General features: G+C 42.6%; 13 protein-coding genes, 1 tRNA gene and 1 pseudogene. 9 read left to right on the forward strand and 6 right to left on the reverse strand.

Annotation, left to right across the window (positions count from 1 at the left end; genetic code table 11):
- Positions 1-78: 78 nt before the first annotated feature.
- From F777_RS0110920 to F777_RS0110940, 5 genes and pseudogenes are all read right to left on the reverse strand, one after another.
- Positions 79-1,059: a hypothetical protein gene (locus F777_RS0110920; RefSeq protein ID WP_235785939.1), complete on the reverse strand. Its 981-nt coding sequence runs from the start codon at positions 1,057-1,059 to the stop codon at positions 79-81.
- Positions 1,056-1,634 (reverse strand): peptide deformylase, encoded by a 579-nt coding sequence (def, locus tag F777_RS0110925; RefSeq protein WP_026752078.1) that lies wholly within the window; start codon positions 1,632-1,634, stop codon positions 1,056-1,058. Before def ends, F777_RS0110920 begins: the two co-directional genes overlap by 4 nt.
- 69 nt (positions 1,635-1,703) lie before the next feature.
- A pseudogene (gene ruvX, locus F777_RS16525) lies at positions 1,704-2,113 on the reverse strand (Holliday junction resolvase RuvX).
- Positions 2,114-2,178: 65 nt separating this feature from the next.
- On the reverse strand, positions 2,179-3,039 hold the full coding sequence (locus F777_RS0110935) for a 4-hydroxybenzoate octaprenyltransferase (protein WP_235785942.1): 861 nt from the start codon (positions 3,037-3,039) through the stop codon (positions 2,179-2,181).
- A gap of 99 nt (positions 3,040-3,138) precedes the next feature.
- On the reverse strand, positions 3,139-3,675 hold the full coding sequence (locus F777_RS0110940; protein WP_026752080.1) for an RNA methyltransferase: 537 nt from the start codon (positions 3,673-3,675) through the stop codon (positions 3,139-3,141).
- Positions 3,676-3,767: 92 nt separating this feature from the next.
- On the opposite strand from F777_RS0110940, the gene F777_RS0110945 reads away from it, so the two are divergent.
- The gene (locus F777_RS0110945; protein WP_026752081.1) at positions 3,768-5,357 is read left to right on the forward strand and encodes a M28 family metallopeptidase; all 1,590 of its coding nucleotides are present in this window, start codon (positions 3,768-3,770) and stop codon (positions 5,355-5,357) included.
- A gap of 39 nt (positions 5,358-5,396) precedes the next feature.
- Positions 5,397-8,009, forward strand: coding sequence for a DNA mismatch repair protein MutS (gene mutS, locus F777_RS0110950; RefSeq protein ID WP_026752082.1), 2,613 nt, complete (start codon positions 5,397-5,399; stop codon positions 8,007-8,009).
- Between the two features lie 6 nt (positions 8,010-8,015).
- Here mutS and F777_RS0110955 read toward each other — a convergent pair whose 3' ends face one another.
- Positions 8,016-9,218, reverse strand: coding sequence for an NAD(P)-dependent oxidoreductase (locus tag F777_RS0110955; RefSeq protein WP_026752083.1), 1,203 nt, complete (start codon positions 9,216-9,218; stop codon positions 8,016-8,018).
- A gap of 83 nt (positions 9,219-9,301) precedes the next feature.
- Between F777_RS0110955 and hscB the strand changes: the two genes are divergently transcribed.
- The 7 genes from hscB (at position 9,302) to F777_RS0110990 (ending at position 17,060) form a co-directional block, all read left to right on the forward strand.
- Complete coding sequence (gene hscB, locus F777_RS0110960) at positions 9,302-9,808, forward strand: Fe-S protein assembly co-chaperone HscB (RefSeq protein WP_026752084.1); 507 nt, start codon at positions 9,302-9,304, stop codon at positions 9,806-9,808.
- 52 nt (positions 9,809-9,860) lie between these two features.
- Positions 9,861-9,944: transfer RNA gene (locus tag F777_RS0110965), tRNA-Leu, on the forward strand.
- 1,092 nt (positions 9,945-11,036) lie between these two features.
- Positions 11,037-11,981 carry a 5'-nucleotidase gene (locus tag F777_RS0110970; protein ID WP_026752085.1) on the forward strand — a complete coding sequence of 315 codons (945 nt, stop codon included), beginning with the start codon at positions 11,037-11,039 and terminating at the stop codon, positions 11,979-11,981.
- Positions 11,974-12,648, forward strand: coding sequence for a hypothetical protein (locus F777_RS0110975; protein ID WP_026752086.1), 675 nt, complete (start codon positions 11,974-11,976; stop codon positions 12,646-12,648). The genes F777_RS0110970 and F777_RS0110975 overlap by 8 nt, the downstream gene beginning before the upstream one ends.
- On the forward strand, positions 12,629-14,134 hold the full coding sequence (locus F777_RS0110980; RefSeq protein ID WP_026752087.1) for an Eco57I restriction-modification methylase domain-containing protein: 1,506 nt from the start codon (positions 12,629-12,631) through the stop codon (positions 14,132-14,134). Before F777_RS0110975 ends, F777_RS0110980 begins: the two co-directional genes overlap by 20 nt.
- Positions 14,135-14,161: 27 nt before the next feature.
- Complete coding sequence (locus F777_RS16530) at positions 14,162-14,536, forward strand: hypothetical protein (RefSeq protein WP_051408567.1); 375 nt, start codon at positions 14,162-14,164, stop codon at positions 14,534-14,536.
- Positions 14,537-14,540: 4 nt separating this feature from the next.
- The gene (locus tag F777_RS0110990) at positions 14,541-17,060 is read left to right on the forward strand and encodes a GIY-YIG nuclease family protein (protein WP_026752088.1); all 2,520 of its coding nucleotides are present in this window, start codon (positions 14,541-14,543) and stop codon (positions 17,058-17,060) included.
- The last annotated feature ends 190 nt before the right edge of the window (positions 17,061-17,250 follow it).

Genomic DNA, 17,250 nt, shown 5'->3' on the forward strand with positions numbered 1-17,250 from the left:
ATCCTTGCCTTACATCAAGCACCCTTCGGGGTGCTTGTTTGTTTATAGTAATCCCCAAAGGTTGGGGATCAGGATTGATTAAGGCTTTTTAAAATCGAACAAGGTAGCGGTAAAAATAGCCCGCTCTCTTTTCTTGAAGATTACGTCCCAGTTGCCTTTGTAGCGAAGGGTTTTGGGTACAATGATATTATTGCCCAGGTTCACCATTTCCACTTCCATGCTCACATCAAAATCGTAAACACCGGCTTTGTAACTAAGCGAATAATTACGGCCCATTACATTCATGGTTTTCATATTGAACCAGGTAACCATCTGGTCAACCACAATTCGATCGTTCTTGAAAAAACCCAAATCGTCTTTGGGCATGATGGAGAAAACATAGCAAAGTTCTCCCTTGTATTCTTCAATGTCTAAGCGGTATTGATAATACTTGTGTGCAGATTCATCATAGAGATCCAGCTTGTCTCCAATAAAAGGGATTCCGGAAATTTTCTTACCCGGATTAAAGAACAACATTTTTAATTGCTCTTTGTGCTTTTCAATGCCTCTCTTTCCGCCTTTGCCTTTACGCTGCCCGCCTACCACATTGGTTTCACCGCAAATGGTTCCCTTGGTAAAAAACAAACTGGCATAGAGTTCAGGGGTGGTATAATTGTAGTCTCCGGAACCATCGTAAAAATCACCGGTAACGGTTTCCTCCAACACATCCATGGTGCGACACTTGCCATCGTGGTTCTGACGGGTTTTGCTTTGCATGGAAGCCACCACTTTTCCTTTTTTATCCGTCATCTGGATATTGTTGTAACTGCTAAAACCCAGGATGCGTAAGGTTTTGAAAGCTTTGTAGAAACTGGTATCGGCCTTAATGCGTTCGAGCAACATTTTATAGTCAAGGTTATTGCGCACTACTACTTCCGAAAGCGTAAACCGCTTCTCGTCGATGATCATGGTGCTGTCCTGCGCCTGTATCCGCTTAAAAGACAATAGACAAAACAGAAGCGTCACAACAGCGCAACGACGACGCACAAGCCCCCAATTCATTAAGGATGCATGCCTCATTTGGCAAAACTCATTTTGTAATCCACTTTAATTTTTCCCTTACTGATATCGTTCAGCTTACTCTGCAACATTTTCTTACGCAAAGGCTTCAGGTAATCAATGAAGAGTTTTCCTTCAATATGATCGTATTCGTGCAGAATAACACGGGCTGTAATGCCGGAGAAAGTAGAACGAAACTGCTTGAAGTTTTCGTCGTAATAAGTCATGGTAACCGATTCACCGCGCATGATGTCTTCGCGGATTTTAGGAATGCTTAAGCAACCTTCGTTGTAGGCCCACTCTTCGCCATGAATCGCTTCCACCTGTGCATTAATAAATACTTTCTTGATACCGGGCGCATCATTGTATCTTCCTTTTTCGTCTTCTTCCAGGTTTTCGAAAATCTGTTCAGAGTCAACCACAAACAAACGAATATCGCGGTTGATCTGAGGCGCGGCCAGTCCCACCCCTTTACTGGAATACATGGTTTCCCACATGTCTTCAATTAATTTAGACAATTCAGGATAATCAGCAGAAATGGGTTGAGCTATTTTTCGCAACACCGGCGCACCATACGCTACAATAGGAAGAATCATAGAAAAAATTAAATTAGATAGCTGCAAAAGTACCCCTAAAGCCCGAACCCACAAAGCATCAGCAGGTCATTAACGGTTTTGCAGGTATTCCTGCAACAAAATAGTAGCGGCAATCTGATCAATATTGCCTTTTTCGCGACGGTCTTTTTTCTTCATACCCATGTCTATCATGGCTCTCACGGCCATTTTGGAGCTGTAGCGCTCATCTACAGTCTGCACCGGAATGGATGGAAAAGTTTTTGTAAAAGTTTGATCGCCTGCTGCACCAGCGGAGTGGCATGCGTAGGACTATCGTCTAAATTCAGGGGCTCTCCTATCAGGATCAATTCAACCGGTTCGGTGGCGATATAGTTTTTTAAAAAAGGAATCAGTTCCTTGGTAGGAATCGTGGTTAAAGCCGTGGCAATAATCTGCAAAGGATCGGTCACCGCAAGTCCGGTTCGCTTTCCGCCATAATCAATACAAAGAATTCTTGCCATCAACAATTTATTATAAATGGATTACAATCGCCGACAATACTGGACCATCAACATAGGGTCAACTCCTACCAGCCATATTGCAGGAACAGCGCTGAGATTACGAAGATAGCAAATACCACAGAAGCAATTCCGTTGGCCGTCATGAAAGCCAGGTTCACTTTGCTCAGGTCATTGGGTTTTACCAGGCTTTGCTGATAAATCAGCATGCCCACAAAAACCCCGTAACCCACAAAATACAACCAGTGAAACCCACCATACACTCCCGCAATACTAACGCACAAAGCACTGGCCACATGGAATAAACGAGACACCCTCAACGCATTGGCTTTCCCCAATGCAGCAGGAATGGAATTCAGTTGATTCGCTTTATCAAAGTCTGCATCCTGTAATGCATAAATAATATCGAATCCACTCACCCAGAAAATCACGGCAAAAGAAAAAAGCAGCGGCAACAAAGCAAAGCTGCCCGTAACCGCGAGGTAGGCCCCAATGGGAGCCAGTGATAATCCCACCCCTAACACCAGATGACACAAAGCCGTGAAACGTTTGGTATAACTATAAAACAACACCACAAACAAAGCCACAAAAGAGAGATAAAAACAAAGCGGATTAATGAACCAGGTAGCGAGTACAAAGACAATGCTATTCCCGATGACAAAACGCAAAGCCGATTCCGCTGACAATATACCTGCAGGAATTTCACGAATGGCCGTACGCGGATTCAATGCATCAAAATGACGATCGAGATAGCGGTTAAATGCCATGGCCGCATTGCGGGCCGTAACCATACAAACCAATACCAATGCAAATTTCTGCAACAAAATAGGCGACAACAAACCAGACATGGTGCCAGGCATAATAACACATCCACCTGAAGCAGAAGCCTGCGGTATGGCCAGAAAAAAACCAATGAATGCAAAAGGCATGGCAAAAATGGTATGCGAAAATTTAACGAGGCTGAGGTAATTCTTTATCGGCTTCAATACACAGTATTTAATACATCATCAAAATAGGGCACCACAAAATTAGGGTTGATGGAAAATGGTTTTCTCTGTCAAGGCCCATAATATAATGCCCGCAGCCACTGAAATGTTCAGCGAATGCTTGGAACCCAGTTGCGGAATTTCAATACAACCATCACAGATGTCGAGCACTTCATCGGAAACCCCTTCTACTTCATTGCCCATTACAATGGCTATCTTTTCGTTACCCGGATTAAACTCGTGCAGGAACACTGCCCCTTCGGCCTGTTCAATGGCATATACTTTATAGCCATTGTTCTGAAGGGATTGAACCGCTTCCACCGTGGTTTCGGCGTATTCCCAGGTAACGGTTTCTGTAGCCCCCAGGGCCGTTTTATGAATATCCCTGTGCGGCGGACGAGGCGTATAGCCGCAAAGCACCATTTTCTCAATTAAGAAAGCATCGGCCGAACGAAAGACCGAGCCCACATTGTGCATGCTGCGAATATTATCGAGCACCACTACCAACGGCGTTTTATCGGCTTGCTTAAAATCTTCTACCGATTTACGCCCTAATTCCTGCATAGACCATTTGCGCATCCGGCAAAGGTACTACTCATCCACTCATAAAATCCTTGCCCGTTTGTTGCAGAAAAAAACTACATTAACAGACTCGAATTAAACAAAATCATATGAGAAAATTTGTAAAGCATTCCCTGCTTGTGGCAATGGCCGCCCCTATTATGGCCATGGCCCAGACCGAGCCTGTGGATCAGGCGGTCATCAATCGCATTCGCAAAGAAGGATTAGAGAATTCTAAAGTAATGGACATTGTCTTTAACCTGACCGATATGAGTGGCCCGCGACTGGCCAATTCCCCCGGTTATAATCGCGCAGCCAACTATGCCATCAATGCCCTAAAGGGATGGGGCGTAGAAAAAGCAGAACTGGATGCCTGGGGAGAATTTGGTAAGGGCTGGGAATTAGAGAAATCCTATATGGCCATGACTGCTCCCTATTATAAACCCATCATGATTTATCCGAAGACCTGGACAGCAGGAAATAAAAAATTGCAGTCTGCAGAAGTATTGGTGATCAGCGCCAAAGACAGTACAGAATTACAGAAATATGCAGGCCAGCTAAAAGGTAAAGTAATCATGCTGGATCAGCTAACCCATTACAAGCACAGTTTTAAAGCCGATGCAGTAAGATATACCGATGAAGAATTAGCGAAGATGGAAGCTGCAACCCTTGCACCTGCAAGACCCGTTGACACAGCGGCACAAAGAAGACAAATGCAGGCCATGGCCGCACAACGCGGTGGTGGTGCAGCCCGTATGATGGCTATTTTAAAAGAGATGGCAAAGGCTGAAGGTGCAGTAGCATTACTTAGCAGTGGAGGCACCAGAAGCCATGACGGCACCGTGTTTGCACAAGGTGGTGGCGCATACCAGGGCACGGCTCCTGAAAACTTCTTAGACATTGCGCTTGGCCTGGAAGACTTCAACAGTTTATTGCGTATTGCCAAAACAGGCACACCGGTAAAACTGGATGTAGAAGTAAAAACAAAATTCCATACCAAGGATTTACAGGGATACAATGTAATTGGAGAAATTCCCGGAACCGACCCTGTGTTGAAAAATGAAATCGTAATGATTGGTGCACACCTGGATTCCTGGCAGGCAGGAACTGGAGCAACCGATAACGCATCCGGTTCAGCGGTAATGATGGAAGTAATGCGCATTTTAAAAGCCCTGAATATTTCTACCAAGCGTACCATTCGCATTGGCTTATGGAGTGCAGAAGAGCAGGGTCTTTGGGGTTCCAGAGGCTATGTAAAAAAGACTTTTGCCGATCCGGCCGATATGAAGCTTTTACCAGAGCACGAGAAGTTTTCAGCCTATTACAATATTGACAATGGAACTGGAAAAATCAGAGGCATTTATTTACAGGGCAACGAAGCTTGCCGCGATATTTTCAAAGCCTGGTTAACGCCTTTTAAAGATTTGGGCGCAGGAACCGTAACCATCAACAATACAGGCGGAACTGATCACCAGTCATTTGATGGCGTAGGCTTACCCGGATTCCAGTTTATTCAGGATCCGATTGAATACGACACCCGCACCCACCATAGCAATATGGATGTGTACGACCATTTGATTGAAGACGACTTGAAGCAAATGGCCACCATCGTTGCCAGCTTTGTGTACCACACCGCACAGCGTGATGCCAAACTGCCCAGAAAACCATTGCCAGCAGCCAGACCTGCTGTTAGAAGATAGGGCAAAAAATATACTACGGGTATCATTATATTTGTTGCCATGGCAAAAGCAGGCAACGATACCCCATTGATGCAGCAGCATCGGGCTATTAAGCAAAAATATCCCGATGCTGTTTTGTTATTCAGGGTAGGTGATTTTTATGAAACTTTTGGAGAAGACGCCATTGTAGCGTCGAAAGTGCTGGGCATTACCTTGACCCGCAGAAACAATGGGGCTGCGGCATCCAGCGAACTGGCCGGATTTCCGCACCACTCACTGGAAACCTATTTACACAAACTGGTAAAAGCCGGTCACCGCGTTGCCGTATGCGATCAGCTGGAAGATCCCAAGACCGTAAAGGGAATTGTAAAAAGAGGCGTTACCGAAATGGTAACACCAGGCGTAGCCACCAGTGATAAATTACTGGAGAACAACAGCAATAATTTCTTAGCCGCTGTGCACTATGCTGACAAAAAAACGGGCATTGCTTTATTGGATATTTCGACCGGAGAATTTTTCGGCGCAGCAGGTAACGAAGAATACATTGACAAGCTTTTACAGAGTCTGCAACCCGCAGAAGTAATATTCGACAGGGCTTATTTAAAGAAATTCAAGGAACAATACGGCACCCGTTTTTATACCTACACATTAGAGCGATGGATATTTGAGCAGGGCTTTGCAGAAGCCTCTTTGCTCAAACATTTCAATACCCATTCCCTGAAGGGATTTGGGATGGAAGACATGCCGGAAGCGATCATTGCAGCCAGTGCCATCCTCCATTATTTAAAAGACACCGAACATCCGAACCTGCAACATATTACCCGATTGCAGCGCATAGAAAGAGAAGACTTTTTATGGATGGATCGCTTCACCATACGCAACTTAGAACTCTTACCTACCCACGCGGAAGGGCATCATTCTTTGTTACAGGTTTTGGATCATACGGTAAGCCCCATGGGCGCACGCTTGCTCAAACGATGGATGGTCTTCCCTTTAAAACAGGAAGCCGCTATACAGGAGAGACTGAACGGTGTGGAATGGTTGATCTTAAACCCTGAAACCAGGCAGCCACTGTTAGGGGCCATGAAAGCCTGCGGCGATATTGAGAGACTGGTGAGTAAAATCGCCCTGCAAAAAATAGGCCCAAGAGAAGTCGTACAGTTATCGAGGGGATTGGCACAGACTGAAATGATACAGTCGCTATTGGCCAGTTGCAACAACCCTTATTTGCAAAGACTCGCGCAGCAGATTGATCCCTGCAAAAAAATGCAGGAAAGAATAGAAAGAGAAATTCAGGAGAACCCTGCTGTGTTGATTACCAAGGGTGGCGTAATTGCAGCAGGTGTAAATGCCGAACTGGATGAGCTGAGAAATATCGCCAATGGCGGAAAAGAATTCCTCGTAAATATTCAAGAAAGAGAAGCAGAGAGAACAGGCATCAGTTCTTTAAAAATCAGCTTCAACAATGTGTTTGGGTATTATTTAGAAGTAACCAATGCACACAAGAACAAAGTGCCTGCAGACTGGATTCGCAAACAGACACTGACCAATGCAGAGCGTTACATCACTCCGGAACTGAAAACCTATGAAGAAAAAATCATGGGAGCTGAAGACCGGATACTGGCGATAGAACAGGCATTGTACAACCAGTTGATACAAGACTTACAGGCATATATTGCACCGATACAAACCAATGGCAATATTGTAGCTATATTGGATTGCCTGGCCTGCTTTGCAGAAAACGCCTTGCTTTTCAATTACCGCAAACCCCATGTACATGCAGGTTTGGAGCTGAACATCAAGGAAGGCAGACATCCGGTGATTGAACAAAAACTACCGGCCGATCAACCCTATATTGCCAATGATATTGTACTGGACAACCAGGGACAACAGATCATTATTTTAACAGGCCCCAACATGAGTGGTAAGAGTGCTTTGTTAAGACAGACGGCCATTATTACCCTCATGGCGCACATGGGATCCTTTGTGCCGGCAACAGAAGCCTTAATCCCATTAACAGATAAAATCTTTACCCGTGTAGGTGCATCCGATAATTTAAGCGGAGGCGAATCCACTTTCATGGTAGAAATGAATGAGACCGCGAGCATCATCAATAATATGAGTGAGCGCAGTTTGATATTGTTGGATGAAATTGGAAGAGGCACAGCTACTTACGATGGTATTTCCATTGCCTGGAGTATGGTGGAATTCATACACAACAGCGATACCGCACCCAAGACCTTGTTCGCGACCCACTACCATGAACTAAACGAACTGGAAGAACATTTACCCCGTGTAAAGAACTACCATATCACCCACAAGGAGCTAAACAATAAAATCATCTTCCTGCGCAAAATGGCAGCAGGCGGCAGCACGCATAGCTTTGGTATACAGGTAGCCAAAATGGCGGGCATGCCGGCACCATTGATTAAGCGGGCCAATGCCATTATGGAGCAACTGGAGAAAGCCCATGTGCGCGAAGAAGCAGGTAACAACGTTGTGAAAGAAGCAGTGCAAAACGCATCGGTGCCCAAAGTGCAGCTCAGCATCTTTGATGCACACACAGAAACTTTTGAAAGCATCCGCGAGAAACTCAATGCCATCGATATTAACCAGCTAACACCGGTGGAAGCACTAATGAAACTCAATGAGATCAAGGCTTTGCTGAAATAGATTGGTTTAATCCAGCGCAGCGTAGTCTTTCAAATATTCGAAGGGTGGGGTTAATTTACCATCCTGCAGAATGGTCGCATTTTCAATGGTAGCAGAACCGCCATTGCGCACGTCTTCCAGAATGTATTTGATTAGCTGCTCTCCGAAATAACGGCTGGCATCGCGGGGCAATTCATTGGGCAGATTCCCAACGGCCATGATATCGATAGAACCAGGAATATACGGCGCCGTTTGTTCGCCCGTCTGCAGGTTCACCCCATACACCGGATCATCAATAGTTGCATCGCCTAAATTACAAGGCACAGAACCGTGTTTGTCATCGGTAATATCGGCAATGGTAGTGATGCGGAAACTGGGATCTTTTAAGTGCTCCATCTCAAACAAACGAGGCACATTATTACCCCAGTAAATACCGTTCATGAGCAGATCTGTATGCGCGCAATAAGGCAGGAATAAGCATTCGTATTGTTCCGGATGGTCATGGAACTCATCGCGGTTATAGGTCTTGGTTTCCTTGTGACGATATAAATTATTTCCCTTTAAATGCACATACACCGGATAATCGAATTCCTTGCTCAGGTACTCTTCCGGCTCTACTTCCTGCACATCCATCAGGTTCATGATTTCGAGAATACCATGGGCTACTCTCCCGCTACCCGTAACGGCAATTTTAATGGGCGGCAGTTTCAAACCAAAATAGGTATGAATTAAGGCACGATAGTCTTTGATCTTGTGCACGCGCTCCAGTTGAAAAGCCCCGGTACGATTGCCATAGGCCATTATGCCATTGTGCGCCCCAACAATCCCGGCAAAAAAGCCAAAGCCGATAATGCGCTGGCCGTCCTTGTGTTCCAGGCACTCATAATCGATCAGGGTAATATTTTTCTGCACCATGGCCTGCATTAAGCCACGGTTATAAGGCTGCATTTTTTTGGTATGCGAAAAGAACATATACCGCTTGTTGGGAATCAGCTGGCTCACGGGCACTTCCTTAATCCCCAGGAGCAGATTGCACTCCGACAAATCATGGGTTAACTCCACCCCCGCACGGGCATATTCCTCATCAGTATAACAACGATTGGGAGAATGCTCCACTTTAATTTTTACATTCTCTACGTTCTTCACCAACCATTTACACTGAGAAGGCGTAAGGGCAACGCGGGTATCAGAAGGTTGCTTCCCTTCTTTGATAAGACCAATGACCAACATTCGTTAAAAATTTCAACGAATGTACAACAGCCCGCCGAGCCTGCACATGATATTTATCATTTTAGAAAGCAGTAAATTTGCGCATGAATTATTTTGAATTATTCGGGATTGAGCCCGGATTTACCATAGACGCAGCGGCACTAAAGAAAAAATTCTACGAACTCAGCAGGGCCTACCACCCCGACTTTTACGGGGGCGGCACAGCTATGGAACAGGAAGAAGCCCTGGAAAAATCCGCCACGGTAAACGAAGCCTATAAAACCTTACAGAACCCCGATCTGATCATCAAATACATATTGGGATTAAAGGGATTGATACAGGAAGAAGAAAAATACAATCTCCCCCCCGACTTTCTGATGGAAGTAATGGATTTGAACGAACAGGTAATGGAACTGGACAAAACCGACACCGCCGCAGTCGCCACCCTATTAACCGCGGCCAAAAACCTACAAAATGAAATACATGAAGCTGTTGCACCCACTCTGGCGCATTATTCGCACGATACTGCTACCGAAAAAGAGCTGCTGCAAATAAAAGACTACTACTATAAGAAAAAATACCTCGACCGAATCATTTCCGGTTTGCAATAGATAATTTTTGGAAATTAAACCATCATAGTCTAATATTGCACTCCGATTTGAGGCCCAGATGGCGGAACTGGTAGACGCGCTAGACTCAAAATCTGGTTATCGCAAGGTAGTGCAGGTTCGATTCCTGTTCTGGGCACAAAGACCCTGGTACGTAGTACCGGGGTTTTCTATTTGAGGGCGTCAAAAGCTTGCTTTTGTAAGACCGAAAATGGGAAACCCCGAGCAACGCCGCAGGCGGTGCGGGTCTTTGGGTACGCCCCCCTCTTGGGAAGTCGGCGCAACGAAGTGGAGCCGACAATCCTGTTCCCATCCGTCCAATTTTACTGCACTTTTTCGTCAGTATTAAATTTATTATCTATATTTAATAGACCCAATTGTTACTCCCCTCCCAAAGAATTAATTGCTGTTAGTAATACTGACCTTGGATAGGTATATCTGGGAGTCAGGAAGCTTTGCTTTGAAAAAATTGAAACAAGAAGAAATATAAAATGTATATGTGTATTTGCGTTACAACAATTTTAGAAGTATTATACTAACCAACGCATTGATAGCAAAATGAGATTATTCTAAAAAATAAGAGTAACATAAATTAACGAGTTGAGGCGAAATTCGTCAGCTGATTAAAATTGTAACGAATAATAGTTGCTTTTTTATTGGTTAATTTTTAAAGAATGATTTTAGAAGACCTATACTAGCAAGCCTTTAGGCGAAGGCGCCTCAAGCTTGCTTGTGAAAAGCCGAAGGCAAAGGGCTTGCATGAAGCTACAGAATATATTTTTTCAAATCGCTGATGTTGACTGTCGGAAAATACGTAACGTAAATGTTTTATCACCCAATGCTATTCAATGTAACCTATCTACTAAAGCAACAACATAAATTTCTTTTATGTCATTGCTTTAGTAGTACTAGCAGATATAGAATAGTAATTCAGCTGACGAACTCCGGTCGTCAGTTTAGATGGATTAAATTTAAAGACCTGTACGACCTTCGCCCAACATTGCATTGATACTATCGGCGAAGCCTAAAGTAAACAATTAACTAACTTTAGCCGACAGGATCAATGCTCCATCGTTGTGCGTCAGTGTAAAAAGCCCGACCCACAAATGGCACATTTGGTTTTTTCCAACGCACGAGCCAACGCTCAAAAACCAAAAGAGCCATTTTTTGCTAACGCACGGACAGACAAGAGAACATAAAAAATTAAATTTGACAACAGAAAATATAATAGATGCCGACAGACTTTTCAGAAATATTAGTAGTGGGAGTTTCTTCAAGAGCCTTGTTTGACTTGGAGAAAGAAAATGAAGTATTCGACAAAGAAGGAATAGAAGGATTTAGAAAATTCCAACTTGAACACGAAAACGAACTTCTAATCCCTGGGACAGCTTTTCCCTTAATTCAAAGTTTGTTGCAACTTAACAACCAAGCAAGTAAGCAAATTATTGAAGTGGTAGTAATGTCAAGGAATAGCCCAGAGACAGGGGTGAGAGTATTGAAATCGATTAGACAATACAAACTTCCAATTACAAGGACAGCATTTTCAGGTGGTGAAGATTTAGCCCCTTTTATTGATGCTTATGATGTAGACTTGTTCCTATCACGTGATGAAAAAGACGTTCAATGGGTAATTGACAATACAAATTGCGCAGCAGCATTAATATACAACCCACCAAAAGACTTTAATCCCGATAAGAACAGAGTGAAGTTTGCTTTTGACGCTGATGCAGTTGTTTTCTCAGGAGAATCAGAACAAATCTATAAAGAGCAAGGCATTGAAGCATTTCACAAACACGAAGAAGAAAACGAAGATGTACCATTGAAAGATGGTCCATTCGCAGAACTTTTGAGAAAACTCTCAAAAATTCAAGAGCATTTACCAATGACTATTGAATTAACTCCTTTGCGTATTGCCATTGTAACAGCCAGAAATGCTCCAAGTCATATGCGAGTGATTAAAACGCTCAGACAATGGGGCGTTTATGTAGATGAAGCTTACTTTATGGGTGGTCTTTCAAAGGACAAAGTTTTGAAAGCCTTTGGTGCTCATATATTCTTTGACGACCAAGAAACCCATTTAGACAGTTCAAGCCTATTCGTTCCTTCTGGAAAGGTACTTTACAAAACGGATTCTCCATTGAAGAAATACGAAAAAAGGAAAGAAGCCAATGGATGAAATAGTAAAGCAAACAGACAAGCAAGTAAAATCCAAAAAACGGGTTACTGACCACGGAGAAGTGTTTACCAACGAACGTGAAGTAAACGCTATGCTCGATTTAGTAAAGCACGAAACGGAACGCATTGACTCACGTTTCTTAGAACCCGCTTGCGGTAATGGGAACTTTTTGGCGGAAGTGCTTCGCAGAAAATTGAATATCGTTGACCAACGATACAGCAAAAGCCAAATTGAATGGGAAAGATATGCAGTGATTGCTGTCTCAAGCATTTACGGAGTGGACATTTTGGAAGACAATGCACAAGAATGCAGAGAACGCCTATTCAAAATCTTTGAAGAGCGTTACACTAACCTATTCAAAGACAAATGCAAAGTCGAGTGTAGACAAAGCATAAAGTTTCTCTTTGGCAGGAACATACTTTGGGGTGATGCTTTGGACTTTACCAACCCCGAAACCAAACAACCCATTATTTTTTCAGAATGGAGTGCCGTAAACGGCTCAATGTTGAAACGAAGGGATTATATGTTTAAATTTTTAGTGGAAAAAACACACCAGTTCTCAATGTTCAATGACGAAGGCAATGCAGCCGCCATTGACGAGCCTGTAAAAGATTATACACTGATTCATTTCTTAAAATTGGGCGAAGATGATACAAACGAACTATAACCCCGATGTACTCTCTTGCCTTGCCAATTTGAGCAATGACGAAGTATTTACACCACCAAGTTTGGTAAATGATATTTTGGACTTGCTTCCGACTGAATTATGGAGCAACCCAAACGCCAAGTTTTTAGACCCTGTTTCTAAAAGTGGCGTGTTTTTACGGGAAATGGCAAAGCGACTGATGAAGGGTTTGGAAACTCAAATACCCGATAAGCAAGAACGCATTAACCACATTTTTAGCAAACAACTCTATGGCATAGCCATTACTGAATTGACCAGTTTACTGAGCCGCAGAAGCGTATATTGTTCCAAAACAGCTAATGGAAAATACTCCATTTGCGAAACCTTTAATGATGAGCAAGGCAACATCTATTATGAACGTATGCAACATACCTGGCAAAACGGCAAGTGCACCTATTGCGGCGCAAGCCAAGAAGTGTACGACCGAGAAGATGCTTTGGAAACCTACGCTTACAATTTTATTCACACAGACAATCCTGAAAAAATATTCAATATGAAATTTGACGTTATCGTTGGGAACCCCCCTTATCAGTTAAATGATGGTGGTGGCACAGGTTCAAGTGCAAAACCGATCTACAACTTGTTTATTGAGCAGGCAAAGAAACTGAATCCTAAATACCTGTCGATGATTATTCCAGCAAGATGGTATTCAGGTGGTAAGGGATTAGATGACTTTAGAAGTGAAATGCTTATAGATAAGCGAATAAGAAAGTTGGTCGATTATGCTGATTCACGTGATTGTTTCCCTGGGGTTGATATTGCGGGCGGTATTTGTTATTTCCTTTGGGATAGGGACAACAAAGGAATTTGTGAAGTTAAGACAATCAGAAAAAATGAAATAATAAAGTCTGAACGTTACTTAGATGAATTTGAAACTTTTGTAAGAGATAATCTAGCAATTAATATTATTCATAAGGTTAAAGAGAAAAGTCAAAATTTCTTAGATAATGTTGTATCAAGCAGAATGCCATTTGGTTTAGTTTCTAGTGTTAGGCCTGAAAAAATTGGAGATCTTGATTTGATAACAAGTGCTGGAAATGGCAAAATTTCCTCAAGTAAAGTAACTAGTGGAAAAGATTTAATCGGCAAATGGAAAGTAATGCTATCTAAAGCTTCAAATGACCACGGTGGACAACCAGATAAAGAAGGTAAAAGACGAATTTTTTCAAGAGTTGAAATAATGCCTCCCCAAACAGTTTGCACGGAATCCTATTTAGTTGTTGGTAAGTACGAAAGTCGATCAGAAGCAGAAAATATGGCAAACTTCTTAAAAACTAAGTTTTGTAGGTTTTTAGTTTCGACAATACTTTTAACCCAAAACATCACAAAAGGCAAATTCATTTTCGTGCCAGATTTGCCAATGTCGGAAAGTTGGGACGATGAAAAACTTTACAGAAAATTCAATTTAAATCGTGAAGAAACTGAATTCATTGAACAGCTTATTCGACCGATGGAAGTTGAAGCATAATCCGTAAATCACTTTAAATTTAAAAATATGTACAAAGCAACATTTGGAACAAAACAACAAGTAGCTTTTAATTCTGAAGGAGAGTATTATGAATTTCTTGGTTACTTATCAAAAAATGATGGTTCAACAAGAATCGTATGGGAAGAAAATAATGAGCAAGGTGCTTGGGCGGAAGAAGGTCGAATTCTTTTCTATACCCCGCAGCCAAACCAATTGAGAGTTCAATTATTACATACAGCTGGAAATCCATCAATAGAATCACGTGTAAATTGTAATGAATTTGTTGAAAACATTAGAGCACATCATAATTTCGTTTTAGGTGGCAATCAAAATCTAGCTTCGATAAGGGCAACAGTCCCACAACAGTTTCTAACAGACTTCGACAATGGTCGTTTGCTATAATGTTATGTCTCAAAAAAAAGATTTTTTTCCTCCTCGACCATCCACCAATCCAACCATTTATGCTTATGAGTTGGTAGATGTAGCTACGCATAAAGGTTTGCTCAAAGTCGGCTATACCGACCGTGATGCACAAACACGTATCAAAGAGCAGTTAGGCACGGCAGCCATTCAATATAAAATCGTATTTGAAGAATCGGCAATGAAGCGTGATGGCAGTTCATTTACAGACCACGAAGTACACCGATTGTTGAGAGAATGGAAAGTAGTAAACGAAAGCGGAGAATGGTTTAAATGCACATTAAATGATTTACGCAGAGCCATTCACCAAATCAAAACAGGCGAAAAAACAGAAGAAAACCGAGTGCTTACTTTCGGTATGCGACCCGAACAGGAAGAAGCAGTAAATAAATCCATTACCTATTTTAAAAGTTTCAAAAAAGAAAACCCTGATAAAACGCCTCACTTTCTTTGGAACGCCAAAATGCGTTTCGGAAAAACCTTTGCCAGTTACCAATTGGCTAAAAAAATGGGTTGGACAAAAATTCTGGTGCTGACGTTCAAGCCAGCCGTACAAAGTGCTTGGGATGAAGATTTAATGACCCACGTAGATTTTGAAGGTTGGCAGTTCATTTCCAGAAATGGTTTATCCTTTGAAGAAGCAAACCCCAAAAAACCAATTGTTTGTTTTGGTTCGTTTCAGGACTACTTAGGTAAGAACACCAGCACAGGCGGTATCAAAACCAAGAACGAATGGGTACACGCCACCAATTGGGATTGTGTAATTTTTGACGAGTACCACTACGGAGCTTGGCGAGAAAACGCCAAAGAACTTTTTGAAGCGGAAGGCAAAAAAGAATTGGAATTTGGCGAAGGTGAAGGCATCGAATACTTTGATGAAGAAGCAATGCCTATCACCACAAATCACTATTTGTATTTGTCAGGCACACCTTTCCGTGCCATTGCATCAGGTGAATTTATTGAAGAACAGATTTTCAACTGGACGTATTCAGACGAGCAAAGAGCCAAAGCAGATTGGGACGAAAGCAAAGGAAAGAATCCTTATGCTTCCTTGCCCCGAATGGTAATGATGACCTACCAATTGCCCGATTCAATTAGCCAAATTGCTATGCAAGGCGAGTTTGACGGTTTTGATTTAAACATATTCTTTTCAGCCGAAGGCGAAGGGCGAGAAGCCCGTTTTAAATACGAAGATGAAGTACAAAAATGGTTGGATTTAATTCGGGGTTCGTTTAGCGAAACCACCGTTGACAACCTGAAAATGGGTGCAAAAAAACCACCACTTCCATTTTCACACGCTCCATTGCTGAATGTCTTGAATCATACTTTTTGGTTTTTGCCTACGGTTGCCGCTTGTCACGCAATGGCAAATCTCTTAAAGCAGAGGCAAAACAAATTTTACCACGATTACACCGTAGTAGTTGCCGCAGGCACACAAGCAGGTATTGGGGTTCACGCTTTACCACCTGTTTTAGATGCTATGACCGATAATCCTTTGGAATCTAAAACCATTACTTTGTCTTGTGGTAAGCTCACAACAGGGGTATCGGTAAAGCCTTGGACAGGAATTTTTATGTTGCGTAATTCTTCCAGTCCTGAAACCTATTTTCAAGCAGCATTCCGAGTACAAACCCCTTGGGTGATTAAAAATCCTGATAGCAAATCGCCCAATAAAGAAGAAATTCTGAAAGAAGAATGCTATGTGTTTGACTTTGCCCCAAATAGAGCCTTACGCCAAATTGCTGATTACGCTTGCCGACTAAACGTAAACGAGTCAAACCCCGAAAAGAACGTTGAAGATTTCATCAATTTCCTTCCCGTTTTGGCTTATGACGGAAGTTCGATGAAACAAGTAGATGCAGCAGGAATATTAGACATTGCAATGAGTGGCACAACTGCAACTTTATTGGCTAGACGATGGGAAAGTGCTTTGCTCGTAAATGTGGACAATAACACGCTTGCGAGACTAATGGCAAACGAAGAAGCGATGAAAGCCTTGATGAACATTGAAGGATTCAGAAACCTAAATCAAGACATTGAAACCATCATCAATAAGTCAGAGAGCGTAAAGAAAGCGAAGAAAGAAGCCAACGACCGTGAACTGTCCAAGAAAGAAAAAAAGGAACTTTCAGACGAAGAAAAAGAATACAAGAGCCTGAGAAAGCAAATACAAGAAAAGCTCATCAAGTTTGCGACACGTGTTCCCGTGTTTATGTACCTAACAGACTACCGAGAAAGAAGTTTGAAAGACGTAATCACGCAATTGGAACCAGGTCTTTTCAAAAAGGTAACTGGTCTATCCGTCAAAGACTTTGAATTATTGGTAAGTCTTGGAGTATTCAACTCTGCCTTGATGAATGATGCAGTTTATAAATTCAAACGATATGAAGACGCAAGTTTGGAATATATCGGCATCAACAAACACGAAGGACAAGACATTGGGCTTTACGACACTGTTTTAAGCAGAAAAGACTATGAAGAATCATTTGTAAACGAACCTGAATAGACAATATGCCACCGCTCAACAGCCACACACATTGCCAAGTCGCACTAGCCGACTCCCAAGTCAAAACTTGGCAAAAAGTGAGTCTGTTCCAACCCACAACCGACAGTCAATCAGGACGAAAGAAAAACACCGTACGCACAACAGGCGTATGGCGGCAATGGCGGGTGATGTGGTTAATTGAACATTCTGC

It is taken from the genome of Sediminibacterium sp. C3 (genome assembly GCF_000508085.1).
GTDB lineage: Bacteria > Bacteroidota > Bacteroidia > Chitinophagales > Chitinophagaceae > Sediminibacterium.

What these genes read in the sequence shown, in the direction of transcription:
- F777_RS0110920 (WP_235785939.1), bottom strand. Translation starts at nt 1,059, where the DNA reads ATGAGGCATGCATCCTTAATGAATTGGGGGCTTGTGCGTCGTCGTTGC.
- def (WP_026752078.1), bottom strand. Translation starts at nt 1,634, where the DNA reads ATGATTCTTCCTATTGTAGCGTATGGTGCGCCGGTGTTGCGAAAAATA.
- F777_RS0110935 (WP_235785942.1), bottom strand. Translation starts at nt 3,039, where the DNA reads ATGCCTTTTGCATTCATTGGTTTTTTTCTGGCCATACCGCAGGCTTCT.
- F777_RS0110940 (WP_026752080.1), bottom strand. Translation starts at nt 3,675, where the DNA reads ATGCGCAAATGGTCTATGCAGGAATTAGGGCGTAAATCGGTAGAAGAT.
- F777_RS0110945 (WP_026752081.1), top strand. Translation starts at nt 3,768, where the DNA reads ATGAGAAAATTTGTAAAGCATTCCCTGCTTGTGGCAATGGCCGCCCCT.
- mutS (WP_026752082.1), top strand. Translation starts at nt 5,397, where the DNA reads ATGGCAAAAGCAGGCAACGATACCCCATTGATGCAGCAGCATCGGGCT.
- F777_RS0110955 (WP_026752083.1), bottom strand. Translation starts at nt 9,218, where the DNA reads ATGTTGGTCATTGGTCTTATCAAAGAAGGGAAGCAACCTTCTGATACC.
- hscB (WP_026752084.1), top strand. Translation starts at nt 9,302, where the DNA reads ATGAATTATTTTGAATTATTCGGGATTGAGCCCGGATTTACCATAGAC.
- F777_RS0110970 (WP_026752085.1), top strand. Translation starts at nt 11,037, where the DNA reads ATGCCGACAGACTTTTCAGAAATATTAGTAGTGGGAGTTTCTTCAAGA.
- F777_RS0110975 (WP_026752086.1), top strand. Translation starts at nt 11,974, where the DNA reads ATGGATGAAATAGTAAAGCAAACAGACAAGCAAGTAAAATCCAAAAAA.
- F777_RS0110980 (WP_026752087.1), top strand. Translation starts at nt 12,629, where the DNA reads ATGATACAAACGAACTATAACCCCGATGTACTCTCTTGCCTTGCCAAT.
- F777_RS16530 (WP_051408567.1), top strand. Translation starts at nt 14,162, where the DNA reads ATGTACAAAGCAACATTTGGAACAAAACAACAAGTAGCTTTTAATTCT.
- F777_RS0110990 (WP_026752088.1), top strand. Translation starts at nt 14,541, where the DNA reads ATGTCTCAAAAAAAAGATTTTTTTCCTCCTCGACCATCCACCAATCCA.